Source organism: Halosegnis longus (genome assembly GCF_009663395.1).
Classification (GTDB): Archaea; Halobacteriota; Halobacteria; order Halobacteriales; family Haloarculaceae; genus Halosegnis; species Halosegnis longus.
Map to the genome: position 1 here is coordinate 2,313,679 of NZ_QKNW01000001.1, position 25,616 is coordinate 2,339,294.

At 61.0% G+C, this 25,616-nt stretch carries 31 protein-coding genes and 3 pseudogenes; 13 read left to right on the forward strand and 21 right to left on the reverse strand.

Going from position 1 to position 25,616, the window contains the following annotated elements:
- Positions 1–33: 33 nt before the first annotated feature.
- The 3 genes from DM818_RS12515 to DM818_RS12525 are packed head-to-tail and all read right to left on the reverse strand — an operon-like array spanning position 34 to position 2,868.
- Entirely contained in the window at positions 34–2,157 is a 2,124-nt protein-coding gene (locus DM818_RS12515; RefSeq protein WP_075936402.1) for an AAA family ATPase, read from the reverse strand.
- A gap of 37 nt (positions 2,158–2,194) precedes the next feature.
- Positions 2,195–2,440: a DUF7508 domain-containing protein gene (locus DM818_RS12520; protein ID WP_075936401.1), complete on the reverse strand. Its 246-nt coding sequence runs from the start codon at positions 2,438–2,440 to the stop codon at positions 2,195–2,197.
- The gene (locus tag DM818_RS12525; RefSeq protein ID WP_075936400.1) at positions 2,440–2,868 is read right to left on the reverse strand and encodes a DUF5796 family protein; all 429 of its coding nucleotides are present in this window, start codon (positions 2,866–2,868) and stop codon (positions 2,440–2,442) included. The genes DM818_RS12520 and DM818_RS12525 overlap by 1 nt, the downstream gene beginning before the upstream one ends.
- 88 nt (positions 2,869–2,956) lie before the next feature.
- Here DM818_RS12525 and DM818_RS12530 point away from each other — a divergent pair, with 88 nt between their 5' ends.
- Positions 2,957–3,802 carry a shikimate kinase gene (locus DM818_RS12530; RefSeq protein WP_075936399.1) on the forward strand — a complete coding sequence of 282 codons (846 nt, stop codon included), beginning with the start codon at positions 2,957–2,959 and terminating at the stop codon, positions 3,800–3,802.
- Entirely contained in the window at positions 3,760–4,080 is a 321-nt protein-coding gene (locus DM818_RS12535) for a chorismate mutase (RefSeq protein ID WP_075936398.1), read from the forward strand. Before DM818_RS12530 ends, DM818_RS12535 begins: the two co-directional genes overlap by 43 nt.
- Positions 4,081–4,275: 195 nt before the next feature.
- Here the strand turns inward: DM818_RS12535 and DM818_RS12540 are convergent, their stop codons facing one another.
- Positions 4,276–4,563, reverse strand: coding sequence for a hypothetical protein (locus DM818_RS12540; RefSeq protein WP_075936397.1), 288 nt, complete (start codon positions 4,561–4,563; stop codon positions 4,276–4,278).
- Between the two features lie 133 nt (positions 4,564–4,696).
- The gene (locus DM818_RS12545; protein WP_153952655.1) at positions 4,697–5,368 is read right to left on the reverse strand and encodes a hypothetical protein; all 672 of its coding nucleotides are present in this window, start codon (positions 5,366–5,368) and stop codon (positions 4,697–4,699) included.
- Positions 5,369–5,829: 461 nt separating this feature from the next.
- Between DM818_RS12545 and DM818_RS12550 the strand changes: the two genes are divergently transcribed.
- Together DM818_RS12550 and DM818_RS12555 are read left to right on the forward strand one after the other, a co-directional pair.
- A complete protein-coding gene (locus DM818_RS12550) occupies positions 5,830–6,060 on the forward strand; it encodes a hypothetical protein (protein ID WP_058983326.1) in 231 nt (76 codons plus the stop codon).
- 8 nt (positions 6,061–6,068) lie between these two features.
- Positions 6,069–6,485, forward strand: a pseudogene (locus tag DM818_RS12555) (PIN domain-containing protein).
- A 417-nt stretch (positions 6,486–6,902) separates the two neighbouring features.
- Here the strand turns inward: DM818_RS12555 and DM818_RS12560 are convergent.
- Together DM818_RS12560 and mgtE are read right to left on the reverse strand one after the other, a co-directional pair.
- The gene (locus DM818_RS12560) at positions 6,903–7,292 is read right to left on the reverse strand and encodes a DUF4397 domain-containing protein (RefSeq protein ID WP_075936393.1); all 390 of its coding nucleotides are present in this window, start codon (positions 7,290–7,292) and stop codon (positions 6,903–6,905) included.
- A gap of 263 nt (positions 7,293–7,555) precedes the next feature.
- A pseudogene (gene mgtE, locus DM818_RS15395) lies at positions 7,556–8,780 on the reverse strand (magnesium transporter).
- Positions 8,781–9,093: 313 nt separating this feature from the next.
- Between mgtE and DM818_RS12570 the strand changes: the two are divergent.
- Positions 9,094–9,309: a hypothetical protein gene (locus DM818_RS12570; RefSeq protein ID WP_153952656.1), complete on the forward strand. Its 216-nt coding sequence runs from the start codon at positions 9,094–9,096 to the stop codon at positions 9,307–9,309.
- An 86-nt stretch (positions 9,310–9,395) separates the two neighbouring features.
- On the opposite strand, the gene DM818_RS12575 is transcribed toward DM818_RS12570, so the two are convergent.
- Both DM818_RS12575 and DM818_RS12580 read right to left on the reverse strand, forming a co-directional pair.
- Positions 9,396–11,558, reverse strand: coding sequence for a PAS domain S-box protein (locus tag DM818_RS12575; RefSeq protein WP_153952657.1), 2,163 nt, complete (start codon positions 11,556–11,558; stop codon positions 9,396–9,398).
- Between the two features lie 154 nt (positions 11,559–11,712).
- Positions 11,713–11,874, reverse strand: a pseudogene (locus DM818_RS12580) (ArsR family transcriptional regulator); the annotation flags it as partial.
- A 181-nt stretch (positions 11,875–12,055) separates the two neighbouring features.
- On the opposite strand from DM818_RS12580, the gene DM818_RS12585 reads away from it, so the two are divergent.
- From DM818_RS12585 to DM818_RS12595, 3 genes are all read left to right on the forward strand, one after another.
- Positions 12,056–12,199 carry a hypothetical protein gene (locus DM818_RS12585; protein ID WP_153952658.1) on the forward strand — a complete coding sequence of 48 codons (144 nt, stop codon included), beginning with the start codon at positions 12,056–12,058 and terminating at the stop codon, positions 12,197–12,199.
- A 102-nt stretch (positions 12,200–12,301) separates the two neighbouring features.
- Complete coding sequence (locus DM818_RS12590; protein ID WP_075936390.1) at positions 12,302–13,744, forward strand: carotenoid oxygenase family protein; 1,443 nt, start codon at positions 12,302–12,304, stop codon at positions 13,742–13,744.
- A gap of 569 nt (positions 13,745–14,313) precedes the next feature.
- Positions 14,314–15,294: a hypothetical protein gene (locus tag DM818_RS12595; protein WP_197738618.1), complete on the forward strand. Its 981-nt coding sequence runs from the start codon at positions 14,314–14,316 to the stop codon at positions 15,292–15,294.
- A 110-nt stretch (positions 15,295–15,404) separates the two neighbouring features.
- Here the strand turns inward: DM818_RS12595 and DM818_RS12600 are convergent, their stop codons facing one another.
- The 6 genes from DM818_RS12600 to DM818_RS12625 all read right to left on the reverse strand — a co-directional run bounded on the left by DM818_RS12600 (position 15,405) and on the right by DM818_RS12625 (position 20,333).
- Positions 15,405–16,268: an elongation factor 1-alpha C-terminal domain-related protein gene (locus tag DM818_RS12600; protein WP_079988849.1), complete on the reverse strand. Its 864-nt coding sequence runs from the start codon at positions 16,266–16,268 to the stop codon at positions 15,405–15,407.
- Positions 16,269–16,484: 216 nt separating this feature from the next.
- Complete coding sequence (locus DM818_RS12605; protein WP_153952659.1) at positions 16,485–17,240, reverse strand: response regulator; 756 nt, start codon at positions 17,238–17,240, stop codon at positions 16,485–16,487.
- Positions 17,198–18,841 carry a helix-turn-helix transcriptional regulator gene (locus DM818_RS12610; RefSeq protein ID WP_075936387.1) on the reverse strand — a complete coding sequence of 548 codons (1,644 nt, stop codon included), beginning with the start codon at positions 18,839–18,841 and terminating at the stop codon, positions 17,198–17,200. Before DM818_RS12610 ends, DM818_RS12605 begins: the two co-directional genes overlap by 43 nt.
- A gap of 415 nt (positions 18,842–19,256) precedes the next feature.
- Positions 19,257–19,760 carry a hypothetical protein gene (locus DM818_RS12615; protein WP_075936386.1) on the reverse strand — a complete coding sequence of 168 codons (504 nt, stop codon included), beginning with the start codon at positions 19,758–19,760 and terminating at the stop codon, positions 19,257–19,259.
- Positions 19,750–20,085 (reverse strand): DUF3307 domain-containing protein, encoded by a 336-nt coding sequence (locus DM818_RS12620; protein ID WP_075936385.1) that lies wholly within the window; start codon positions 20,083–20,085, stop codon positions 19,750–19,752. Before DM818_RS12620 ends, DM818_RS12615 begins: the two co-directional genes overlap by 11 nt.
- Complete coding sequence (locus DM818_RS12625) at positions 20,082–20,333, reverse strand: hypothetical protein (protein WP_075936384.1); 252 nt, start codon at positions 20,331–20,333, stop codon at positions 20,082–20,084. The genes DM818_RS12620 and DM818_RS12625 overlap by 4 nt, the downstream gene beginning before the upstream one ends.
- A gap of 79 nt (positions 20,334–20,412) precedes the next feature.
- Here DM818_RS12625 and DM818_RS12630 point away from each other — a divergent pair, with 79 nt between their 5' ends.
- Positions 20,413–20,655, forward strand: coding sequence for a hypothetical protein (locus DM818_RS12630; protein WP_075936383.1), 243 nt, complete (start codon positions 20,413–20,415; stop codon positions 20,653–20,655).
- Between the two features lie 74 nt (positions 20,656–20,729).
- Here DM818_RS12630 and DM818_RS12635 read toward each other — a convergent pair whose 3' ends face one another.
- The 6 genes from DM818_RS12635 to DM818_RS12660 are packed head-to-tail and all read right to left on the reverse strand — an operon-like array spanning position 20,730 to position 22,567.
- On the reverse strand, positions 20,730–20,984 hold the full coding sequence (locus DM818_RS12635; protein ID WP_075936382.1) for a hypothetical protein: 255 nt from the start codon (positions 20,982–20,984) through the stop codon (positions 20,730–20,732).
- A 1-nt stretch (position 20,985) separates the two neighbouring features.
- Entirely contained in the window at positions 20,986–21,207 is a 222-nt protein-coding gene (locus DM818_RS12640; protein ID WP_075936381.1) for a hypothetical protein, read from the reverse strand.
- The gene (locus tag DM818_RS12645; protein ID WP_172977320.1) at positions 21,207–21,548 is read right to left on the reverse strand and encodes a WDGH domain-containing protein; all 342 of its coding nucleotides are present in this window, start codon (positions 21,546–21,548) and stop codon (positions 21,207–21,209) included. The genes DM818_RS12640 and DM818_RS12645 overlap by 1 nt, the downstream gene beginning before the upstream one ends.
- Positions 21,538–21,723, reverse strand: a complete 186-nt coding sequence (locus DM818_RS12650) for a hypothetical protein (RefSeq protein WP_075936379.1) — start codon at positions 21,721–21,723, stop codon at positions 21,538–21,540. Before DM818_RS12650 ends, DM818_RS12645 begins: the two co-directional genes overlap by 11 nt.
- Complete coding sequence (locus DM818_RS12655; protein WP_143823773.1) at positions 21,723–22,115, reverse strand: hypothetical protein; 393 nt, start codon at positions 22,113–22,115, stop codon at positions 21,723–21,725. Before DM818_RS12655 ends, DM818_RS12650 begins: the two co-directional genes overlap by 1 nt.
- Positions 22,112–22,567: a hypothetical protein gene (locus tag DM818_RS12660; protein ID WP_075936377.1), complete on the reverse strand. Its 456-nt coding sequence runs from the start codon at positions 22,565–22,567 to the stop codon at positions 22,112–22,114. Before DM818_RS12660 ends, DM818_RS12655 begins: the two co-directional genes overlap by 4 nt.
- Before the next feature lie 301 nt (positions 22,568–22,868).
- Between DM818_RS12660 and DM818_RS12665 the strand changes: the two genes are divergently transcribed.
- From DM818_RS12665 to DM818_RS12680, 4 genes are all read left to right on the forward strand, one after another.
- Positions 22,869–23,549, forward strand: a complete 681-nt coding sequence (locus DM818_RS12665; RefSeq protein ID WP_153952660.1) for an energy-coupling factor ABC transporter permease — start codon at positions 22,869–22,871, stop codon at positions 23,547–23,549.
- Positions 23,549–23,872: a cobalamin transport operon protein gene (locus DM818_RS12670; RefSeq protein ID WP_075936375.1), complete on the forward strand. Its 324-nt coding sequence runs from the start codon at positions 23,549–23,551 to the stop codon at positions 23,870–23,872. Before DM818_RS12665 ends, DM818_RS12670 begins: the two co-directional genes overlap by 1 nt.
- Before the next feature lie 2 nt (positions 23,873–23,874).
- A complete protein-coding gene (locus DM818_RS12675) occupies positions 23,875–24,687 on the forward strand; it encodes an energy-coupling factor transporter transmembrane component T family protein (protein ID WP_075936374.1) in 813 nt (270 codons plus the stop codon).
- A gap of 68 nt (positions 24,688–24,755) precedes the next feature.
- Positions 24,756–25,559: an energy-coupling factor ABC transporter ATP-binding protein gene (locus DM818_RS12680; RefSeq protein WP_079988953.1), complete on the forward strand. Its 804-nt coding sequence runs from the start codon at positions 24,756–24,758 to the stop codon at positions 25,557–25,559.
- Positions 25,560–25,616 lie beyond the last annotated feature (57 nt).

Below are 25,616 nucleotides of genomic sequence, written 5' to 3' on the forward strand. Positions count from 1 at the left end.
TCAATAAAGCACACGCCGTCGGCTCCTCCGTGGCTACTCGTCGGTCGTCACGCGAGTCAGGGCGTGCTCGAACCCGTCGGCCGTCAACACCACCTCGTCGGTGTGTTCGTTCGCCTCCGCCGGGGTGCGACCGTCCGCGACGGCCCGGATCGCGTGCATCGACGCCTCGCGCACGAGGGAGGCGAGTTCCGCGCCCGAAAACCCCTCCGTGCTCGTCGCCAGCGCGTCCAGGTCCACGTCGTCGGCGAGCGGCTTGTCGTCGGTGTGCACGCCCAGGATTGCACGGCGGGCGTCCTCGTCGGGATTGGGAACCTCGATGTGGGTCTCCAGTCGCCCCGGCCGGAGGAGCGCCTCGTCCAGCGCGCCCTGCCGGTTCGTCGCCGCAAGCACCGCGAGCCGCGGATTCGAGGCGGCGTTGTCCATCTCCGTCAGCAGTTGCGAGACGACGCGTTCCGTCACCTCGGAGTCGCCCCCGCCGCGCATCCCCGCGAGCGCGTCGATTTCATCGAGGAAGACGATAGAAGGGGCCGCCTGTCGCGCCCGGTCGAACACCTCACGGACGGCCTTCTCCGACTCACCGACGTAGCGGTCCAGCAGTTCGGGACCGGCGACCCGAATGAAGTTCACCGCCGTCTCGCCGGCGAGTGCCCGCGCGAGCAGTGTCTTTCCGGTTCCCGGCGGCCCGTACAACAGGACACCGGAGGCCGGCTCGGTGTTCGCCGCCTCGAACAGCGGGGCGTACTGGACGGGCCACTCGACGGCCTCGCGGAGGGTAGTCTTGGCCTCGTCGAGTCCGCCCACGTCGCTGAAGTCGACGGTCGGCGTCTCGGCGACGTACTCGCGCATGGCCGAGGGGTCGACGGCCGCCAGCGCGTCGTCGAAGTCGCCCCGGTTCACCCGGAGTTCGTCGCGGTTCTCGCGGTCGCGGAGGGCGGCCATCGCCGCCTCCTGCGTGAGCGTCTTCACGTCCGCGCCGACGAAGCCGTGGGTGCGGGCCGCGAGGCGGTCCAGGTTCACGTCGTCGGCAAGCGCCATCGCCCGCGTGTGCACGTCGAGAATCTCGCGGCGACCGGTCTCGTCGGGGGCACCGATTTCGATTTCGCGGTCGAATCTGCCGCCGCGACGGAGCGCGGGGTCGATAGCGTCGACCCGGTTCGTCGCGCCGATGACGATGACCTGCCCCCGGGATTCCAGACCGTCGAGGAGAGTGAGCAGTTGCGCGACCAGCCGATTCTCCATGTCGCTTTCCTCGTCGCGCTCGCCGCCGATGGCGTCGAGTTCGTCGATGAAGATGATGGCCGGCTGATTGTCGGCGGCCTCCTCGAACATCGTCCGGAGCCGTTCCTCGCTGTCGCCCTTGTACTTGGAGACGATTTCCGGGCCGTTGATGACCCGGAAGCTGGCGTTCACCTCGTTGGCGACGGCGCGGGCGATGAGGGTCTTCCCCGTGCCCGGCGGCCCGTGCAGCAGGACGCCCTTCGGTGGGTCGACGCCGACCTCGCGGAACAGCTCCGGCTCCGAGAGGGGAAGCTCGACCATCTCGCGAACCAAATCGAGTTCCTCGTCCAGCCCGCCGATGTCCTCGTAGGCGACGCCGGAGGCGGTCGTCGTGGCGGCGTCTGCTGGCTCCTCGGAGACGGGTATCTCGGTGTCGGTCGAGCCGGACGGCGCGTCCTCACCGGTCTCGTTCCCCTGAACGGAGAGTGTCGTCGTCTCCGTCACCATCACGACGCCGTCCGGGTCGGTGGCGGTGACGCGCGCCTCGATGTCGGCGGCGTCGAGATGGACCGTATCGCCGGCGCGCAGGGGGCGGTCCAACAGCGACCGCTTGAGGAGCGATTCGGCGTTGCCGGGGACCGAGCCGCGCACGTCGAGGGTGACGCGGTTCGCGTCGCTGACGGTGACGCGGCGAACCGTCACCTCGTCGCCGACGGTGACGCCGGCGTTGGCGCGGGTGTCGGCGTCGATTCGCACCACGTCGTTTTCGGTGCCGGGCCACACCTTCGCGACGGCCTGTCGGTCACCCTCGATGACGACCGTATCCCCCGAGAGGACGCCGAGTCGCGACCGCGCCGGCTCGGGGAGTCGGGCGACGCCGCGGCCGGCTTCGCGCTTCTTCGCGGCGGCCACCGGGAGCCGCACCGTCTCGTCAGTCATACAGGCGAGAGGTCTGGCGCGAGTTTCAATCCCCCGGTCACGGCGACAGCCGGTCGCGGTGTTCGCTGGCGAGTCGCTCGGCGTGTTCGCGGTGCTCGGCCGCCTTCCAGCGGACCTGCTCGTGGTCGCCGTAGGTGAGTGCTTCCTTCAATACGTCACGAATCATTCCAGCCTCGATTGCCTCGATTTCGCCGTCGGTGCCGAACTCGATGACGCCGTAGCGGTCGGGAGCGCTCCCGATGGTCGCGCGCGTCAGGTCCGACCACGCAGTCGGGAGGGGCATCACTCCTCCCCGACGATTTCGTAGCTCTCCTCGCCGAGCTCGTCCTCCGCGAAGACGAAGACGCGCCCGCGGGCGGTCTCGGGGTCGGCGGAGATTTCGGTGCGGTAGCCGGCGTTCGTCGCCTCCACGCCGGGGAAGATGGACTCCGTCTCGTCGCGGTCGATGATGACCCGACCCACGCCCGTCGCCCGGAGGATGTCGTCGTCGGTCGCGCGGTCGTTCACGTACAGCATGACGCCCTCCTCCTCCGAGGGGTCGGTGACGAGGACGTGCACGTCCTTGCCCGGTGCGGTGGTGACCGTCTCTTCCACCTTCGTCGGGACGCCGTGATAGAAGACGCTCCGGCCGTCGGCGTAGGTCACCTCGACGCCCTCCGGCTCCAGCGAGATGTCGATGAGTTCGGGGGCGATGTCGCTGCGGAAGCTCATACCCGGCCTTCGGCAGGGCGGCGGAAAAACCGTCGTGTTCGTTGTTCGGACCGTCACGGCTTTACTCGTGCCCGGACTCTCAGGGACAATGCGAGCCACCGCACGGGCGCCCGCGGCGGGGACGGTCCTCAACGCGCTCGCCACCGGCCACGGCAGCGCGTTCGCCATCGACGAGTACGTCCACGCGACGGTCGAACTCGACGGCGCGGGCGAGGTGACGGGCGAGGTGGCCGACGAACCCGACGCGGACACGACGCTCATCGAGGCGTGCGTCGAGACGGTCGCGCGCGAGCACGACCGCGAGGTGGGCGGCCACGTCCGCACGGAGACGGCGATTCCGATGGCCGGCGGGCTGAAGTCCTCGTCGGCGGCGGCGAACGCGACGGTTCTCGCGACGCTCGACGCGCTCGGCGTCGAGATGGACCGGGAGGATGCCTGCCGACTCGGGGTGCAGGCGGCCCGCGGGGCCGGCGTGACGATTACGGGCGCGTTCGACGACGCCAGCGCGTCGATGCTCGGTGGCGTGACCGTGACGGACAACACGAGCGACGAACTGCTGGCCCGCGAGGAGCCGGAGTGGCACGTCGCGGTCTTCACTCCCGACGAGCGGGCCTACTCCGCCGACGCCGACGTGGCGCGGTGTAAACGCATCGCCGGCACCGCACGGGTGGTCGAGGAGTTAGCGCTCGATTCCCGCTACGGCGAGGCGATGACGGTCAACGGGTTCGCCTACTGTGGCGCACTGCACTTCGACACCGAGCCGATGCTCGACGCGCTGCCTGACGTACACGGTGTCTCGCTCTCGGGGACGGGACCGAGCTACGTCGCGGTCGGCACGCGCGAGCAGATGGAACAGACGCAGACGACGTGGGCAGAATACGAGGGAACAACATGGCTGACGACAACACAACAGGCGGGAGCACAGCTGACATGAACGTCGAAGAGATGGAACTGGACGAACTGCGCGAGGAGATCCGGAGTATCGACCACGAAATCGTCCAGCTCATCGCCCAACGCACCTACGTCGCGGAGTCCATCGCGGCGGTCAAACGGGAACACGACATCCCGACGACCGACGAGACGCAAGAGCAGGCGGTGATGGACCGCGCCGGCGAGAACGCAAAGCAGTTCGACGTGGACTCGAATCTCGTGAAGGCGGTGTTCCGACTGCTCATCGAGCTGAACAAAGTGGAGCAAAGGAGCAATCGGTAGCCCAAATCGGGGGTTTAAGCTCCTTTAACGGCGTTTTGTTCGCGTCAATCCCCTTCCGATTATTCATCTATGGTTCCGGATTCGATGAGCAGTCAGAAGATTCGATGTTCGTCTGCTGCTTGGGCCACGACCACCGTTGCAAGCAATCCGAATTCAGTATAGATGACTAGATATCGCCAAGTACGGATGCAGAGATTACCGTTCTGCTAGCTTCGCAAGCTCGTCGTAGACCTGTCCGAAGTTGTCGTATTCGCCGGCTTGATCGTCCCAGACGGCGTCAACTACTGACTCGTCTTCAATCTCGTAGACGGCGATACTTCCCTCGAAGATTCCGTCGTAGTCGTCGTTTTCGATGCCGGAGTCGATGACGTAGGTGCCGGATTTTATCTCCATGGTTTTCACGATATTAGCGAAATCCCAGAGATGCTGGAAGTCGGCATCGTTGCTGTTGTACTCCAGTGTTGTCCGGGACAGCTGCTTCACTACCCCGGTAGTAACTGCAAATTCACTTGTTGCGGGTACTGCTCGTTGGCTAACGTCGCAGCTATCGAGTTACTATCATCTGCAATCGAAGTTATCGATCCAGAGGCGAACCCCTTTGCTTGCCCAAACCCGTCTACGTCGCCGCGATTCCACTCGTCGGTGTGGAACAACAGCGGATGATGGTGGTCTCCTTCCGTGATAAACGGCCAGTCCTGCACCGGTGTGTGGAGGTGGGCTGATTTCGAACTGTGAGCGCTTCGCTGGTGGTCGAAGCTCCGAATTGTGTCGTCGTCGGGGCTGTACATGAGGCCGCTCGGGGTGACGCCGCCCTGATTGGGGGTTTCCCATGCGAGAACGTCAAGTCGTGGTAGCGTTTGTACGCTTCCCGGGTTACAGCCGCGTGTTCAGGTACGTTAATCGGATTGCCAATAGTGAGGACTAAGCCGTGGCCGAGGTCAAGGGCTTCTTCAACAGTATCCGCGTTCAACCACTTCTCAGTGGAGTAGCTTCGCGGGGCCTCAGTATCATTATAGTGGAAATTCTCTCCGTGTTTCTCGTCTGCGTAGAGGTCTTCATTAACGAACGCTTCGACCCACCGCTCCAAGGGATTCTGGGAGTCTCGTTTGAGGATGTCGAAGTTGCTGTCGCGGTACAGTTTCAACGCCTCAAAGTCAATCTCGTGATTGTCGCGCTCGGAGTCCGTCGAATACTCGAAGGCGGGATGTTCCTCGACGACGTTGCCGACCGACGCCTCGACGTACTGGCCGAGTTCCTCGCGCAGCAAGTCGTTGCGACCAGGTTGCATATCCCACCGATAGTTTGCTGGCCGATCGATGTCCGGCTGGTCGTCCGTCGTCTCTTCGGGTTGCTCGGTCGTCTGTTCTGCTTCGGTGGTCGTCGCCGACCCGTCAGTCGTCGTGGGCGGCGCCGTCGGTGAGTCGTCGCTGGTGTCGCTGGCACAGCCAGCCAGTCCAGCGACGAGGCTCGCCGTAACGCCGGTTCGGAGGAACGTCCGCCGTCTCATTAACTACCCATCACTTCCCAGCCGACGCTGATAGAACTACTGGAAAACCCAACCCAGATATTGCACGGGAAGCCCCCGAAACCTGTTTAGTTCGAACGCCTACTCTACGGTTATTTCGACGATACATAAGTGGAAATTGGAATTCGAAGCGATGGATACCCGAACAATATGGGGCTCAGAGGGCTCTCGAATCAGTCGATGCACCGCAAAGCACAATATTCTGTGTCTACAAATTTTCCTGTATGCCTAGTATCACCGTCAACGTGGACGACGAGCTCAAAGACCGAATGGAGAGACACCCAGAGATCAACTGGAGTGAGGTCACTCGACAGGCCATCCAGGAGAAAATCGAGGCCCTCGAAGTGATGGACGAACTCACCAGCGAGAGCGAGCTCACTGAGAGCGACGTGACAGAGATTGCGGATCGAATCAACGAGCGTGGACGCGAGCGCGTCGAAGAACAGTCGGACTAGCCTCTTGGATGAAGCTGGTTATCGACGCCAACGTCGTCATTTCTGCGCTCATCGCTGATTCGAAAACGCGTGAACTCATCGTCACGCTCGAACCCGATTTGCTGACGCCCGCGTTCGTCCACGACGAAATCGGGAACTACGAAGACCTCATCGTCGGGAAGTCCTGAATGGAACCGCAGCGCGTCCAGCAGTTCATCGACCTCCTGTTCCAGTACATCGAGGTCGTCCCCGCAGACGAGTTCTATCCCCACATCGAGCAGGCCGACGCGGCGATCGGCGAGACCGATTCTGACGACGTGCTATACGTTGCGTGTGCCCTGGCTAGCGACGCCGGCATTTGGAGCGACGATTCCGATTTCGACGAACAGGACGTCGTCGAGACGTACTCGACGAGCGACGTAATCGACTCGTTCGACACGCGCTAGCCGACCGAGACTGACGGCTACAGGATAGGGCAGGATTGTTTAAATGTGCCTGCTGGGAGAGCGTTCTCAGCCACGTATTCGCCGGAATAGAAACGCGATCAAGGTTTGATTTCACCGGCTCGCAGTATGGATTTCAGCTACCTGAACAAAATCGAGTAAAACCGTAACGTCATAAACGACGGACAGCGCGGCGATCGAGACTCTGAGAAGTGACCAATTAAGTAGAGTTTATTACAACAAGGATTCGCGCAGACAGGACCGAGCAGCTACAGACCGAAGTTGAAGATATCCGCGCGGTACTCATCTTCAACGTCCGCATAGTCCGTGTGGACGTACCCGGATACTTGCTACCACGGGCGTGTCTGAGCCGCGCAGGTCAGTCCAGCTAAATAAAGCTACAGCCGTGCAATGAGACGGTCAGTAGCTTACGCCGGAACTACCAGAACCGCCTCCGGAAGAGCCGGTCGATTGCATCGTGTCTGGGCTGACGACTAAGGCGAAGTTGGTGTCAGCCGGTTCATTATCCGGTGACAGGTAGCCAACAGCGAATGCCGAGTATACTTCGCCACCGCTGAGGCTCACATCGTAGCTTGCGACGACCTCTCCGTCGTTGTTCTCGGTATCGCCACGAATGTCGAGTGTGTAGTCGCCAGCAGGGACCGTCGCGTACCCGGACTCGCCGTATGCCACGCCGTCAAACACTGCATTGCCGTTGGAGGCGAGCGTGATATCAACCGCAGGGGCATCTGGCGACGCGTGCACTGCTCGAATCCGGGCGCTGGAGTTCGGCGGGAGTTCCGAATCCACTCACATTGGACTCCCGCATCTGCACGTCTGCAGCTTCGGCGTGCCGTACGTCTCACACAACTGGCTGAAGAGCTACTGGTCACAGCGACACGCCGAGATTGTCCACATTCACGGGCTGAACAAGCGAGGTTCTGTTGAAATACTCAGCCAGTGCCATGTTCTTAGGACCGTGCTGAATACAGAGCCCATATCTTGTATAGCGCAGTTCAATTAGAGTGCCAGACAACGATGCACGTCCAAGTACACGAATGTATTAGCGGTACTTACAACAGGACTGCTTGGGCCAATCCGAGGAAGACCAAGAACCCCAGCACATCGGTCGCCGTGGTGATGAAAATCGTCGCAGACGTGGCTGGGTCGTATCCCATTCGGTCGAGCAACAGCGGCGTGATGGCACCAAAAAAGCCCGCGATGACGAGATTTGCGACCATCGAGATACCAATCACAGCCCCGAGTAAGAGGCCGAACTCACCGAATGAAAAGGCGGTAGCAATCACGGCGACGAGCACACCGGTGATCATCCCATTGACAGCACCGGCAGCGGCTTCGTTGAAGATGACACGCTTGCCGGTGTTGAGAGATACTTCACCCAGTGAAATTCCACGAACTGTCACCGCCATCGCTTGTGTCCCGGCATTTCCACCCATTCCGGCCACGACCGGCATGTATGCCGCCAAGATGGCGACGGCAGCGATGGTTGACTCGAACAATCCTACGACCGCTGCAGCCATGAACGCCGTGCCGAGATTGAGGATCAACCACTTGTACCGCCGACGGACCTTCGTTCCAATCCCATCGAGCACGCTCTCTTCTTCGGCGACACCAGTGAACTCGTAGAGCGTTTCACCCTGCCTCTCTTCGAGCAGCCCTAACAAGTCCTCGGCGTGAATCACACCGAGGATGTCTTCCTCTTCATCGAGTACGGCTACTGAACGTTCGCGGTTTTGCTTGAACACCTCAAGAACCTCTTCGTCATCGCGGTCGTACCGGACATACGGGGTCTCCTGGACGAAATCGCTGATCGCCTCAGTCTCGGGGTCGGCCACGGACAGCGCTCCTCCAGGGAGCTCGCCACGTAATTTCCCATTCGAAGTAACGAAAATCGTCGGAACCTTCCCCTCTCTCTCTCTCTTCGAACTGACGAACGCGTTCGATCACTCCCTGGAAGTCCCGCCGTTCATCGACAGTGACGTAATCGAGGCTCATCACTCCGGCTGCACTTTCAGGGTCAAACGAGAGGAGGAAGTTGATTTTCTCGCGGCGCTCGCTATCGAGCGTTGTGAGCAGTGCCTCACGTGCCCCCTCATCTGTGTACCCAAGAACGTCCGTTACCTCGTCCGGATCGAGTTGATTAATAAACGTCACCAGCTCAGACCGGGACAGATCAGTAATGAGGTGTTCTCTCACGTCTTCGGATAATGAGAAGAACACGTCTCGCCACTGGTCCCGTGGAAGATTTGTAAACGAGTCCGATGGCTCCGGAGCCATCGAAATCGATTCCTGTAGTTCTGTAGAATGCTGAGGCACGTGCGGGTTGTATAAGACAACTACAAAAGCGTTACTGGTAGCATATCGTGGAAAGACGCTATCAACTGTCGCTGTTCCAACAGCATCGAGCAGCCAACTCATGAGAACAACCTCGGAAAGGAGTGAGTTCCCCTGTTGACTACATCCTCCGTATCTCGCACGCCGATCATATCAGTTCTTAATCATTTCAACAGAGTTAACTGGTATGTAAATGTTTGACCCCTCCCGGGTGGGTGAACTAGTGATTATCATCCCCCTACAAAGTGGAGTTGCAATGGCAGCACAGGACAAATCCGGTTTCGAGAAGGCTGAATCGCCACAAATGGTGACGACCTCGATGACGATGCTGTCTGGATTGAACGTCCCGATGAGGGTGAGTCGGTTCAGGGCATCCTTCTCGACCGAACTCCCGAGGCGGGTGACTACGATTCGGCGCTGGACAAACTCCGTCGCACCGACGATCACGCCGAAGATGAAGGCCCAGTCGTGATGATGTGGAGATCGTCGGCAGGCGCGATGTTGTATCGGGGTGTGTACCCGCTGTCTGTTTTGAGTAACAATGGCGACCAGTCGAGGCTACGAGTTGGTGATCTCGAATCGGACTCCATCGAGGTCCGCACCGTCTTTGATACGAATCGCCCACCCGTGGGCGAGCACGATCTGACGAACACTCGCCATCCCCATCCCGATACCTTCTTGACCGTTCTTTGTCGAGAACCCCGGTGTAAAAATTCGGTCCCGGAGTTCCGGATCAATACCGGGGCCGCTATCCTCGTAATAGAACCCGGATTCGAACTCTCCCATCTGAATCACAACGTCGTCGGGCCCATGTTCGATTGAATTGCCCACGAGGTTCTCGAGCACCCGCTGGAGTGCATCGGTATCAGCCTCAATCTGTGTTCCTTCTTCCACCGTTACCGAGGCCGTCTGTGGCGGATCGACGGCAGTCCAAACGTCATCGATTATGGATGCTAACTCGATGCGTTCCGTCTCCGAAACGATTTCTCCCGTTCGAAGCGTCGTCACGAAATCATCGCGTAACTCGTCAACGCGGTCGATCGCTTCAGCGGCCTTTCTCACGTGCTCCATCTCCCCCGTTTGGAGAGCCAATTCCAAGCGTCCCTGGACTGTCGAAATCGGGCTTTGGAGGTCATGTGAAACGAAGCTTGCGAATTCATCGAACTGCTCGTTGCGTCGCTTCAATTCGCGTTCTCGGCGCCGTCGTTGTGTTACATCCTTTGCAGAGACGATAATACGAGAGACTGCCCCATCATCGTCCATAACTGGCCGGAAATTCCCTTCGACAGTGGCCTTTCCGCCGTCTTCTGTCGGATGGTCGGCCTCGTACTCGACGTACTCGCCGTCGGCAGCTTCAGCAACCCACTGTTTGATCGCTGCTCGATAATCTTCAGTCCACCATGGCGTTTCCCAGAACGGGTCGCCGACGATATCTTCTCGTGAGACGTCGACGTATTCGAGCGCTTTCTCGTTTACGTCCTTGACCGTACCATCGGTGTCAAGAAGACCGACGAGGAGGTTTGGGTCGTTAAAAACCGCCTCAAATTGGTGTTCCTGTTCGCGCAAACTCTGTTCACGCTGCTTCAATTCGGAGATATTCCGTCCTTCTGGAATAAGTAATGTGACATCGCCGTCGTCGTTGGTTATCGGTCGAACGGAGAAGTCGATGAAAGCTTCTCCGTCAGTCCCTTGAATCTTAATCTCATCGCGGAACAGCTCACCGTCTCGTGCTGTTTCGACTGCCTCGCGAACCACATCCCGAGCTTGCTGGCCTGATTGGAACCACTCTGCTTCCCACAGTGGCATCCCAACGACCTCGTCACGTTCGACGCCTGCGAACGAGAGTGCCGCCTCGTTAGCTTCGATGACCGTTCCGTCTGGTTGGAGGAGACCCGTCAACTGATAGGTGTTGTTGAAGATAGCCTCGAAGCGACGCTCACGACGTTTGGATTCTGTAATGTCCGTGATGAACCCCTCAAGCGCGATAATCTCGCCATCGGAATCCGTGACGTTTCGGCCACGCTCCCACACCCATTTTATCTGGCCGTCTTCTGTTTTGATCCGATACGTTAGCTCGAACGGCTCGCCATCTTCAATTGCCCCCTGAACGTCATCCCAGACTTTTGCCCGGTCGTTTGGATGAATCACGTCTTCACCCCATGAGACAGCCCCCGATTCGATTGTGTCAGGAGAGTACCCAACGAGCTTTTCGCACTCGCCGGCGACCTCGCTCATCGGCCACCCCGGTTCGTTTTGACATCGATAAATCAGCCCGGGAACGTTATTTATGATTGTTTCGAGCCGACGCTTCTGCTCTTTGACAGCTTCTTGTGACTGCTGGCGTTCAACAGCGTTTTCGATACGATTCGCGAGTATTGCGTACTGGTCAGTGCCACTCTCTTTTTGCAGGTAATCCGTGACACCTGCCGAGATAGCATCGCTTGCGACTTCCTCAGAGCCCTTGCCAGTAAAGAGGATAAAGGGCAAGTCGGGATACTCGTCACGGACTAATTCGAGCAACTCGATCCCTGTCATTGAGGGCATGTCGTGGTCTGAGACGATACAATCGAGATCTCCGTTCCGAATCCGTTCAAGCCCGTCTGTTGCTCGCGTTTCAGTGACCACGTCAAAGTAGTCACACTCGCGTTCTAGAAAATTGGACGTCAGACTCGCAAAATCCGGCTCATCATCAATATGAAGAACTCGAACAGAGCCAGCCATACTTCGACTATCTGAGATAGAGGATAAAAGAGGTTACCATGAACCTTCTCTCTCTTTTTCAATACTGCTATTTAATATTGGATTAGGCACCCAACAGTCGTGGGTTTGATCTATACTGCTGTGACTACGTGGTTGTCGAATGGCAACCTCCCCGCTGAGCGAGTTCGAGGTCGTCGGTCACGTCTCGGACAGTCGCCTCGCCCTCCCGAGCGAGGTACGCGTACAGCTGGGAAAGCTGTGGCTCCTCAAGGGGGTCCGCGACCGAGGGGAAGTCCCGGACAATGTCGCCGTCGGCGTGGTTTGCGGTGCGTGACATGAACCGTTCTTGATTACAGTGAAACAGTAAACATTGTTTGGGATCGCTCTACCGACGTCGAGTATCGTGACCAATTGAGGTACTGTGGCCGCAGAAAGTGCTACGGTGCTGATAACTATCGGACTAGAGTTGATTCCCAGTAGGATACGTAGTTGGTCAACTGGTTTGTCACGTCTTCGGAATGTTCGTCGACGAGCCGATGACCGTCGACGAACTGGCCGCGAAACTAGAGTTGGATGATGAAGAGGTTCACGACCGGATTGTGTATCTCTCAACGTTCGACCGGGTCAGTCGGGATGGCGACACAGTCCGTCACGTGGACTAGCTCAATCGCTATCCGAGGGAGAGGAAAGCCACCCTATCGGTGAGCGTTGTCAGCGACCAACATCGGCGACAGACATAGGACGACTCAGCCAGAGTGACATCCATGACAGACCCCGCTGATTACCGCGCCGGCCTCCGCACACAACACGAGGAGGTCGACGACAAGGCGCTCCCAGTCGATGGGGCCTTTCCGGACTGGCTGTCCGGTGACCTGATTAGCAACGGACCGGGACAGTTCGAGGCCGGCGACACGGCGCTGCGCCACTGGTTCGACCCGTTCGCGATGCTCCGCCGCTTCCGGATCACCGACGGCACCGTGACATACACCAACCGATTCGTCGAGAGCCGTGACTACGCGTTCGCGCGCGACGAGGGCGGCGTTCGGACCCCGTTTCCGGGAACGCCGCCCGACCGGCCGCTCAGAACGCGGCTCCGACAGGTCCTCGACGGGACCTTCCCGGACAACCCCGTTATCGGCGTCCAGCGGTTCGGCGACGAGTACGCGGCAATCACCGAATCACCGACGGCGCTGACGTTCGATCCCGACACGCTCGAAACGACCGGCCGGATCGACCTCACCGCGGGACTCGACAGCGACCTGACGCTCGCGCACGTCCACTACGACGGCGACGAGGATGCTTTCTACAATATAGGCGTCGAGTACGGCCGCGACACCGTGTACACGCTATTCAAGCGCCCGGGGAACGGCGGCGAACCGACCGCGCTGACGCGACTGCGCTTCGATGAGGCGCCGTACATTCACTCATTTGCCGTAACCGACCGATACGCCGTAGTCACGGTGAACGCGTTCGGGCTCGACACTGGCCAGCTGCTCAAGGGGACGGTGACGAGGGAGACGTTCCTTGATGCGTTCCGGCCGCTCGACGCGCCGTTGCGGTTCGTCGTTCTCGACCGGTCGACTGGAGAGCACGTAACGACCGCGTCGGCGCCGCCGGCGTTCGTCTACCATCATGCGAACGCATACGAGCGCGACGGGGAGATCGTCGTCGATTTGGTGGCCTTCGACGACGAGCGGGCGGTCACCGGACTCGCGCTCTCGAACCTCCGGAGCGACACCCCCGACCTGCCTCGCGGCGACCTGCGCCGGTACAGCGTCGCGCTGTCCGATGGCGAGGTCGCATCGGAGACGCTGTATCAGGGGCCCGTCGAGTTCCCGACGATCAACTACCGGGCGGTGAACGGCCGGCACTACCGGTATGTCTATCTCGCTGAGACGGACGGCAGCTCAAGTCTCCCGACGGGCATCACAAAGGTCGATGTCGAGGCGGGGACCGTCCGGCAGTGGCGCGAATCGGGCACCCACCCAGGCGAGCCGCTGTTCGTGCCGTCGCCGGACACGGACGACGAGGATGACGGCATCATTCTCTCGGTCGTGTTGAACCCCGAAGCCGACCGCTCTCAGCTCGTCTGTCTGGATGCCACTACGCTGAGCGAGCTGGGCCGAGCACATCTTCCCCACCGGCTCCCCTTCGGATTCCACGGGCAGTTCTACGGGCCCGGCGCTCCGGGGCGGAGCATGGCCTGAGCGTCGCTCCCAGGGAAGCGTGTTCGGACTGCGGGGTCGCCTCTTGGGAGGCACCGGCACTATCGAAGCGCAAGCCTGGGGTGGAGGCTCGTCGTAATAAGTGGGTAGTGGCGTGACCGGCTTACCTCGTCCCGATGCGTGGACGCGGTTACCCAGCCGTATTTACGAATTCGGCGACATATAGCGTGTGTGAATCGGCGTTCCCTGCTTGTGGCCCTCGCTCCCGGGCTTGCTGGCTGCTCGCTCGCACCAAGTGGCCCCTCAACGGAGTCTTACCCGACCAGTGCTCCGAACATCTTCGCTTCCTTCGATTGGGACTCCGACCAGTCTGCACTCATCGTGACATTCGACCGTGGTAATCCCGTGACGCCTGAGAACACCGGGCGACTTGTCGTAGTCACACCAGATGCCGATGGCGTTGAAACGGTGTGGGTCGACCGGGGCGATACCGACACAGCCGCGGCGTTTCCACTCACCCCCGGAGCGACGCTCCGTCACGAGATTCCAAGCCCAGCGACGACTCGTGTGGTCTGGGAGGGCCCAGAGCAGCACACCCGGATGGTCGGAGGGTGGCAGCCGGCGACGACTGCTTCAGCGGGTGCCGAATGAACCGCCGGCGGTTCCTCGCCGGAGCAGGGATCGCAACCCTCAGCACGATTACGGGGTACGGTGGGATTCGGGTTGCGGACATCCGTCCATACGACCCAGCGCTCCCAACGGGTGAGTCACCGCGGGCGCAGATTATCGCGGCAGCTCGACACCGGCATGCCGCCGATCACCGCGCCGTCACGAGGGTCCGGGTGCTGGACGACTGGACTGGTGAAGCTCCGTATGCTCTCGATATCCGTCGACTGTGGCACAAACCCTCTCGGCGGCGGCAGCTCCACACGCTGACGACGTTCGAGACGCCATTGACACGCAGCAACCGTCTCACGGACGTCCCCGACAGAGAGTACATCGCGCCACACCAGACCCTGTGGGCGCTACTTCACTACAATCGGGTATTCAACGACAACTACGCCCTTCCACTGACGAACGTCCGGTACATCACCGACGGAGCCGTCATCTATGACCACGACGAACCAACTCCGGCTGGGAACACCGTACGCGTGTCGGACGAACAGAGCGGACGGTTCGTCAGTGGTGACTACGAGCGGGCCTCCGAACCGGTCCGTCGTGACCTCATCCGTCCCCACCGGACCGACTGGACGCGAATCGCTGCCGACGAAGCGACCGTCACGTACCGCCTCTCCGGCGCGGACGCATACGCACAGGCCGTCCCACTACCGTTTGCTCCTATCTCGGGGTTCGGTGACTGCTGGATCGAGGTGACGCTGCATCGTGAGACAGGACGACTCCGACGAATCGTCGACAATCGTGCCGTGGTCATTGACTTTCAGAATGGAGTTGGTGAATGGTCGTTGACCTATCGCATCGAGACCGAACTCAACCAGTACGGCGACGTACGCGTACGCCGGCCGACCGGGGACGTTGACGGCGGACTGCAATCGCGTCTGCGAGCACTACTCTTCGATCTGGTGAACTACTGAGTTCGTAGAAGTCGAAGACGCTGCTGCATAGAGCGCGTATATTCAGCACTGTGCCTTATTGAAAGGCTCGTTTGACCTCCCGGCTGTGCTACTGAGACGGTCGGAAAGATCTACGGGTCGTACACCCGGGTCTCGGAGTCTCCACTTGCCCCCGTTTGAGCCCCGCACTCTGGGCAGAAATCCACACGACCGTATTCGGACAGATTCGCGCCACACCCTGAGCAGCGCGTACTATCACCACCGGTTCTGTTTATACGTCCAATCGCGATGGTCATATTCATATCATGTACTGTGAAGACACCCAGTTCAGGAACCGTTGTCGCTGTCTCAACACTGATAGGGCGTTGTGGCCGAACCGTGACTAATGCGGAATCTCCGGCTTGAATGTAGTCCGGATCGTCTACGCCTGCATCACGTATATCGCCGCTTGACGGATCGAGCTTCCAGTCGATCGACTCGATAGCACAGGCGGTCCGTGACGTGTGAATCTGGAAGTCTGGAGTGTACCCTTCTGTGAGCACAGACGGATGCTGCTTCACGGCAATCTGGGCCTGAAATCTCTTGACGACGCTGGGGGGACTATCAGCGGGGCCACCGACATCCCCGCAGTTGAATTCCTCTTTTCTTAATCCGCGTATGCCGACGAGCGTGTTGTCGAAAGGTATGTTCTCGGGAATCTTATCCGAATGTTCATTTACACTTTTGATTTTACCGTTGGCATCTGATGGTTGGAAGACGACTTCATCGCCTACAGAGACAGTCCCGTTGTGGATTTCTACAGACGCGATAGTTCCGATTCCGGGAACACTGTAGATATCTTCAACCACGAGACGAACAGGATCTGCTCTGGAAACCGACGAATCATCCTCTTGTTGAAGAAACCACTGCTGCTGTACATGGTCCATATCGGAAAAATGGGGCTCTACAGACCGCTGAATTCGATTTTTGATATTTCTGTCCTCAAGGTTACCCATTTGAATTACGCATGTGTCATGCTACCACATGCAATTAATTGTTATTCTGTTCGTTCCTATTTGACTCATCAGATGAAGGGTAGGGAGACGATCCTGCGTACGACCGATTTGAGTTTGAGAGTTACATCGGTGACCGGCTCTCGCTTGACGGTAATCTGTTGAGATCCTCGGTCGGGGACACGTGCTCGGAACTGTACTGATTACAGAACCGGTCGCTCACACAGATGCGTCAGACTCTTGATCGGCGTCGATAACGACGACAGCAAACCCGCCGTTTGGCATTTCCGAGATCGATTTCGACTCCGGAAACTCGGTGTCGTCTGCTCGGAGCCCCGTGCCACTTCCGTGCCACTCACCGGATAGCTCTACTGCGGGCAACACTTCTGCACGAATCGTATTTACGTCGCTGTCTGGGTGAAAATCCGTCCACGATGTTCCCACTGCCTCCTCCAGCGTGTATCCGTACAGGCGCTGGTGGGCTGGATTCGCATACACTAACTCGCCGTCGGGCGAAAACACTGCGATACCCTCTCGCACAGCCTCTAACGCGGCAAGTCGAAGCTCCGCGAGTTCCTCGGCCTCGGCCCGGTCGATAGCGTTCCGCAGGGTGTTCGACAGCACCTGCACGTGAGATTTACCGTGGTCCTTCTGGATGTAGTCGGTGACGCCGGTACTGATTGCTTCGGCGGCCACCTCTTCGCTCCCAAGCCCGGTGTAGAGGAGTACCGGCAGTCGCTCGTCCAGTTCTCGGACGGCTTGCAGTAATTCGAGCCCGTTCATCTCGGGCATATCGAAGTCAGTGACGAGCGCCTCGATGCTATCGTCGTCCGATTTGACTCGAGCAAGTGCCTCGTGTGGGTCGTTCGTGGTTTCGTAAACGATATCCGGTGCTACACTGTACATATACGCCTCGATTAGATCGAGAAACTCTACTTCGTCATCGACGTGAAGTACACGGTAAGTCTGAGCCATTGTTCGTCGCAATCGGAGACCTTGGTGCGGGTATGTTGTCCAGTAAAGTCCACATCGAAGGTCGACTGGGGGGGGGGGTCACGGAGGCTCCCATCCTTGCTGTCGATGTGTGCGCGTGCAACCTCACCGAGCGACGTGAGCGACACCACGTTGTAGTTGGCGTCCGACTCCTTGCGAACGAGCGAAGCGCGTTCGAGCGTACTGAGCGCGCGTGAGACGCCGGAACTGCTGAGGTTGACGACCGTCTCCAGCAGCTCCTGTTGGCGCATCGCGCGGTCGTCCGGAAGCGCGAGCAGCACGCGACCGTAGCCGTTCTGCCAGTTGTCGATGGCATCCAGGCGGTCGCGAGCTTTCTCCTGTTGGCTTCGCGATTGTGTGGCCTCGGCCTGAGTAGGGGGGGTCGCCTCGAACGGCTCAGTCAGGTCGGCCGTGATGTCGTACGCCGCCAACTGCTCGGCGAGCCCGCGCGACGACACGACGATCTTCACCGTCGACGTGCGTGCAAGCGCGTGGAGAAGGTCGATGGACCGCTGCCCGGTCCGTGTGTCGGCGGCGGCCCACGCGGCAGCGTCGAAGCGAATCGAGATGTCGAGGAGGTCGTCGAGGATGGTGAGCGCCGCAATCGGCCCCCGCACGACCTGCTCGACCGACCCCGACGGTGTCCCGCCCGGCACAGCGACCTGCGTCAGCGTCTCACGGCGCGCCCGCTGCTGCGCTTCGACGGCCGCGCGCGTTCGGACCTCTTCGGCGTCGGCCATGTCGTCGTACTGCGACTCGTCAGGCCGGTCGAGCGCAAACTCCGCGAACTGGTGCGCCCACGTCTCGTCGAACGCGGAGACGCCGGCGACGCGGACCAGCCACGTCGCGACCGCCGACACGTCGCGCCGGGACGGCAACTCGTCATCACGACGGAGGCGGTCGCGAAGCGCGTCGGCTGCGGGTTCGAGCAGCTTCTCGACGAGCGTCGGCCCCCACTGCGACATCTTCGGCCCGATCTTGAGCTCGATATCGTTCAGCGCGGTGTCGTCGCCGGGGAAAATCGGAGTGAGTGACCCCTCGTCGCGCGGCCAGTCGGGGTCGGGAAGCGTGGTGTCTTCGTCGATATCTGTCGCGACCGTGTTGAACGCGAACGGCCCGTCCTCAACGAGCGCCTCTTGCACCTGCTCGGCACGGGTTGGTTCGAGAAGCCCGCCCTGTGCCGCGAGGTCGGCCCACACCGCCTCATTCCACTCCTCGTGGCCAACCTTCGGAATATCGAGCGTCGGGGCGTCGCCGGTCGCTCGGGCAGTCTCTGCGCTCTGCTCGGCGAGCGAGAGTGCCTCGACGCGGTCGCGTGCCGAGGCGAACGACTCCATCGCGACGGGCTCGTCGGTCGCGCCGCCCGTCGAGCGGGCAGTCTGCATCAGAAGTTCAGCACGCTTGTCGGCGGCCTCCTGGTCCGTCGCCGCCGTTGCGAGTGGCTGCAGCTTCCGACGGAGGTGTGTACGCCCGCAGCGAGGACACTCCGCAGTGACGGTGCGCTCGCTGTTCTCAAGCAGCCAGTGTTCGCGACAGTCCGTGCAGGCGACGACGATCCACTGCGCGCGGTCCGAAGCGGTCATCGCGACCCCTCCGTGACTGTCGATCGCAGTTGCTCGTCGGTCTCCGACGGTTCGACCCTCGGGGTCGAGACGTGAAGACCGGCCTGCAGACCCGGCTCTGTGTGGAGATATGCGTGCATCGTGGCCTCATGGCCACGCACAGGCTGGTCGCTTCCACTCGCGCGAACGGCACAGCCGCCGCTAACTGAGGGAAGGTTTAAGATACACCGCGCAGAAGGGTAGAGTACGATTGTGCTCCTTCGGGAGGTTCCTACCCTCCCGCCTTCCACACCGGTGAGCCGTGCGTGTGTCTTACTCGTGCTTGATAGCTGAGAGTGTGCGCGACCCTCTTTAAATCTACTAGCTCCAGTCGAAACAAGCGGGGGTGGTTTCCCCCGACGGCGAAGCCGCCGAGCCGCCGGACGGCAGACGCGCGTCAGACATTCGGTCCCTCCACGCACTCAGGCGCGATGAGTCGCGTCCACGACACCTGCTTGTAGGCCTCTGCGTCGGTCCGGCCCTCACCGGCGTCGAGCCACCCGCCGAGGTCCGCGACGAGCTGTGCGACCGCCGTCGCAGGGACGACGACCATCGCGAGCAGATCGGGGAAGCGACCGGGCTGGTAGACCGCGAACAGGACGGATGCGCCCTCCTCAACGAGTGTCTCCAGTTGGCCACGTCGCACATGCCATCGCCCGCGCTGGCCGCTTGCGAGTCGCTGCTGACAGCCCTTGATTTCGACGTGCGTGCCGGCTTCGAGGATGCAGATGCCGAGCATTCGCATCTGCTTGCTCGGCGAGATTGCCGTCTCAACGACGGCATCGTAGTGGCGTGCCGTCGCGTCGGGGACTGACGTGAGTTCCTCAACGACCTGGATGACCTCGGCTTCGACCGCGTCGCCGGAGGCGCGGGAGGACCGCGCATACGCGTCACTGCTCATCGTCGGTCACCTCAGAGAGGAGCACGCTCGCAGCGAGCGCGATGATGTGGAACGCTTGGTCGAACCAGATTGGGGCGCTGTCATGCCAGCGCCGTGAGTCAATCGCGAAGTGACTGCCCCAGAGTGCAACGAAGAAGACCGCTCGCTGGCGGCTGGACCAGTCGCACGCGAGCGCGAATGGAATCAGCGCTGTCGTGTAAATCGAGACATGCGTCGCGCGGACAGACGCATCCTCCAGCTTCTGGGCCGCCATCCCGTCGGGCTGTAGCGGGAAGTCCCCTGCTGCATGGCCGGCGAGCGCGTACAGCGTCGTGTGGTCGCTCACGCGAACCACCCATCGCGACTCTCCGTCACGGACAGCCCGTGCGGGCGACCCTCAACGCGCTCGGCGGCCGTCCACTCTGTTGGAATCTCGTCGGTGTCGGCCGACCGCACCTCGTGCAGCACGTCGGTGCCAACACCCGGCGTGTGGACAACGCGGACGCGGTGCTCGATGGTGTCACCGCGTCGGTCGTGGGCGGTGAACGGTGAGTCGGTCCACTCCGCGACGGTGTGAGAAGTCTCGTCGGCCACGTCAGGCCACCTCCGAGCAGCACGCTACCGACGCCGACCAGCGATAGTTATTATACAACAGCGCGCTTTTATTATTTAGATGGTGAATGACCCCCCCAGAGAGGAGATTTTGGCCGCGCTGAGAATCATTGACGAGCGGAGTCTGTGCAGTACCCCGATGGAGTGGTTGGCTGAGATTGAACCCGGCAACGACCCGGAGCAGACTGTCCAGAAGCTCAGGGAGGCTGGATTGGTAGAGCGGATGGGTATTGACAGAGATCGCCTGTGCCTGACGCCAAAGGGAAAGGCGATGCTGAAGATAACCGCCATCCCCGAGCAGTAGCCCCCGATTTACGCTCGATTCGGTACTCGTCTGCTGTGGTGCCTGCTCGGACTCGTCGCAGGGAGTCTCGTCGGTCACTCTGGACACCCCTCGAAGGCACGCGTCTCGTGGACGCGACGCGTCTCGATATGGACCTGTGCCATCCCGTTCTCCTCGGCCTCTTTCGCCGCCTCGATCGTCCCCTCGCGGAAGTCCGTCCACTCCGAGTAGCACCTGAGATAGCCGTCTTCGACGCTCCCGATCTCGAAGCGAAGTCGGTACTCGTAGGTCCACTGGCCGTGCATATCGTCCTGCCCGGCGTGGGCGTGGTCGTCGGGGTGGTCGGCCACGTCAGGCCACCTCCTGTACGGGCGCGGTCATGTGCCAGCGCGGGGTGTAGAGCCACTTGCGGCAGGTTCCGCCGAGCGACCCAGCCGTGCCCGCTCCCCACCGGTCGGGCGCTGGCTCGGCAAAGCACGACCAGCAGGTGTGGAACAGCCACAGCTCGTACGGGAGCGAGCGCGGGAGTTCTTTCCCGCACGTCGTACAGCGGCGGAGGTCAGCATCGGCCATCAGTACCAACACCCCTCCTCCGCCCATGACGCCAGTCGGTCGTTCTTCACGTCGCGGCTGTGGCCATCCCACTCGTAGTCGTCGTCACGCGTCACCAGCGATGCCGCCATCTCGCGCGGAACGTGCCACGACACCTGTCCCGTCGGCGTTGAGGCGTGGACGATGGCCCACTCCTCGGGGTCGTAGTCCGGTGCGGGCGTCCAGCCGCCCATCGGTGCGAGTTCAGCGAACGCACAGGCGAGCAGATTACGGTCGCGATAGACCGCGTCCATCTGCTCGTGTGGGTTTGTCTGCTCGCTGTTGTCGTGGGATGTCTCGTCGGGGGACACCTCACTCCTCACCTCGCTGCTGCTCGGCCTCGTTCGTGAGCTCCTTCTCCAGCGCGCCGAGCGTCTCGGCGACCTCGCTGACGGCCGCGTGCTGGTCGCCCGACAGCGCTGCGGCGGGAATCTGTGTGACGTTAGCGAGTGCCTCGCGCGTCACAGCCAGCGCCCGCTCGGTGGTGTCGTCGGCCATCAGACGGACACCTCCCCAGTAGTTCGGTCGTGGTCACGGTCGCGAACGCTCGGGTGCACGGGACCAAGCACGTCGAAGGCTCCATCGTCACCGATGCGCGACGCGTCCGTCCACAGCTCGTGTGGCCCGTCGCGATGCTCCTGCACCGCGAGATAGTGTTCCCAACAGCCCCACGCGGTTTCGAGTTCGCGCACGAGGCCGTCGCCGAGCCGGTCGATGACGACGAAGCCGATGCGCGTGGGCTCACACTCGGGGTCAACTTCGGTAACGAGACACCACTCGGCGTCCTCGTATTCGAGAATCGTCCCGCGCGTGACGCCGTCGACGTGTGCGTGCGAGCTAATCCACTGTCGCTCTTTGCTCCGTTGGCGGCGGCTGGCGACGTTGTTCATACCGACGCCCACCTCGTTGGCGTCGCCCACTCGCCGTCTTGTAGCCGCCGGCGCATCTCGGCTTCCTCGTCTTCCGAGACGACGCGGAACGGGCCGTCGTCGTCGACAAACGCCTCCAGTGCGGCACGGCTGCCCTGATAATCGTAGCCGAGCGAGCCGCCGCGAAGGAACACCAGCTCGCCGTCGTCGATCTCGAAGTGGTGAATCTCGTGGTTGGCGTCGACGAGCATCAGCACCGCGTCGTGCTCGCGGAGGAACGTTTCCCAGCGGTCGGCCGACCAGTCAGTGCGGTCGTCGTCGCTAGCCGGCTGGTCGATGCCGCCGTCAGTGACAATTTCCTCATCACGAATCCCGCCCAGACGCTGCCGAAGGCTTTCGAGGTGCGCCTCCGGGTCGCTGTGGATATCACGACCCATGACAACCGCGCGAATCTCGGGGTCACTGAACTTCATCGACCACTTTGCGTCGGCAGACCGCTCACGAACCCACGAGTGCAGTAGTTGAGACTGGTCATCTCAATGCATACGATCTCATCGAGATCGATCGAGTCCAAGAACCACTAAGCGAACCTACGGTGAGAGGGTCGTCATTTTCTGCAAGCGTTCAGGTATTGGCCAGTATCCGATTCGTCGAGAGTGTCCGTGTCAATATGCCCTCCTTACTAAGCTCTCATATTGGCTATTCGACGAGATATTAACTGCTGTATTGGATATGGCCAGATTTAATAGAATAGTCCTTATTATTGATAACACGATGGCACACATTCACCTCGGAGAAGGCTCGTTCCCGCTATGGGCACTGGTACTCTGGACGCTGCTTGGCGCCGGACTGATCAGTGCCGTCATCTACCGAGTCCGGAAGGGCGGCATCAAGACACACCAGATAGCGCTCGCCGGCATCGGTGCGGCCGCGAGCTTCGCGATCTTCCAATTAAATATCCCCGTCTGGGGCGGTATCCACATGAACCTCACCGGGCTCGTGGGGATTCTTGCTGGGCCGCTGCTTGGAGCGCTCATCGCACTGGTCGTGAACATCTTCTCGGCAGCACTCGGCCACGGTGCAGTCGGCCTCCTCGGCGCGAACACGCTCGTCAACGCGAGCGAAGCTATCGTCGCCTACTACGCGTTCAAGACCCTGGTGAGGATGGACTGGGACGTCTTCCCCGCCGGCGCCAGTGCCGCAACGCTCGGCCTTTCCGCAGGCGCGTTCCTGATGGGAGCGATCATCGTCATCAGCGGCGTGAACGGAAGCGCGCTCCCCCGTGGTGATCTGACGATTGCCGTCGCTGGGCTCGTTGGTCTCAACCTCGGCGTCGCAGTCATCGAGGGTATCCTGACGGGCTTCATCGTTCAGTTCCTCGCGTCCGTCCGCCCCGACCTCGTCGGCCTCGCCGACCGTGACACCCAGGAGGAGCCGACCGGGGTGACGGCCTGATGCAGCGCTGGAAGCAGTACGGTGGTCTTGCTGCCCTCTTCGTTGCCTTTCTCGCCGCTGGGTACTGGGGCTTCACCGCAACCGGCGGTGCCCTGCCGTGGGCCAAACGCTCCGCACAGGCGCTCCAGCGCGGTGTGCAGGAGGGTGGCGGTTCGCTTATCGACTTCGGCCGCGGTATCGTGGTGGCCGGCCCCATTCGGAAGGGCGGAATGATGCTCGAATTCGGCGCGCTCGTCCTCGTACTGGTTGTCCTCGGTATCGGACTGTACGTCTACGTCGACCGCTACGGTGGCTTCGAGGACGGAGAACGCCCAGCTCAGTAACCGTGACAACACTCTCGAACCACGTTCCCGATCCGCGGCTCATCACGGCGTTCGCCGAACGGCGAGACGGACCGTTACACCGCGTCAATCCATGGACGAAGGTCGGTGTCGTCGGTGCACTCGTCCTCGCCGTCACGGTGTTCGACCGCCTTGCGCTCTTGGCCGGACTATACGGAGCCGTACTATTTGTCTATGGACTCGCGGGACTGCCATACCGACGACTCGCTGGGTGGTACACGCTCCCGATGCTGTTCATCGTCTCGGTTGCCGGGCCGCTGGCGTTTCTCGAACCGGGGACGCCGATCGGTGGCGCGCTCTCGACACCGCTCGGTGAACTTTCTGTCACGTGGGCAGGGCTCGTGCTCTTCGGGGAACTCACCTGTCGGTCACTCACGGTCGTCACGTTCACGCTGACGGCCTCAATGACGACCAAATACACGGACGTCGCCTACATGCTCGGCCGGTTGCTCCCACGACCGATTGACCAGATCGCGCTGCTCACCTATCGGTTCACATTCGTCATGATCGAGACGCTTGAAGACCTGGTGAAAGCCGCACTCTCCCGAGGTGCGAACTTCTCAGAGTTCTGGGCGAACAAACGGCTGTACGCCAGAATCCTTGGCATGACGATGTTGTCGGCAATCGAGCAGTCAGAACGGCTCGTCAAGTCGATGGAAGCCCGTGGCTACAACGGCGACATCACGCTGTACGGCGACGTCTCGCGGCCACCGACCCACGAACTATTCATCGTGGTGGGTTCGTACGTTGCCGTCGTCGGCTACGCAGCGGTCGCAGTCTACGGGGTGAGACTGTGAGTCGAGACGATTCACCGCTCGTCGATCTTCAGTGTGAGGCCCACACCTACCCCGACGGCACGGTCGGCATGCACGACGTCGACTTCTCGGTGTACCCCGACGAAGTCGTCGCACTCGTCGGCGGCAACGGCGCCGGGAAGTCGACACTCCTCGAACACCTCAACGCGACACTCGTTCCCGACGACGGCGATCTCGTCGTCAACGGCACCCCAATCACCGAAGATAACGCGGCACATGCGCGGAGAGAAGTCGGCTTCGTCTTCCAGGACGCCGATACGCAACTCGTCGCGCCCACGGTCCTCGATGACGTGATGTTCGGCCTCCAGAACTACGGCGTCCCCGGTGACGAAGCGAGAGCGCGCGCTCGTGAGGCGCTCGCGACCGTCGACGCGAGCCACCTCGAAGACCGAATCCCACACTACCTGAGCGGTGGCGAAAAGCGCCTCGTTGGCCTCGCTGGCGTGCTCGTCCTCGAACCAAGTGTGGTCGTGCTGGACGAACCGCTCGCAGGGCTCGACCCCGAGCGGTCCCAACTGGTCGCCGAGCGAATCCAGCAGATTCACGAGGACGGTATCAGCGTCGTCCTCTCGACGCACGATCTCGAATTTGCCGCTGAAGTCGCAGACCGAGTCTGTGTGATGGCCGACGGCAATGTCGTTGGAAGCGGAACGCCCCGAGCGGTGTTCTACAATAACGCGCTGTTGGCAGACGCGAACCTGCATCCCCCGAGTGCAGTGCGTGTTGCTCGTGATGCAGGGCTTGGGACGACGGCACAGCCGGTGACTGAAGCAGATCTCGTGTCGCTCCTCACAGAAGTCAACAACCTGGAAGCCACACCGACACCCTCACCAGATGGTAGCAGACACGACTGAGTGCCTTTCTCGATATCTCCGCGAGACAGCCCAGAAAGCAATTTGAAACCGTTTCTG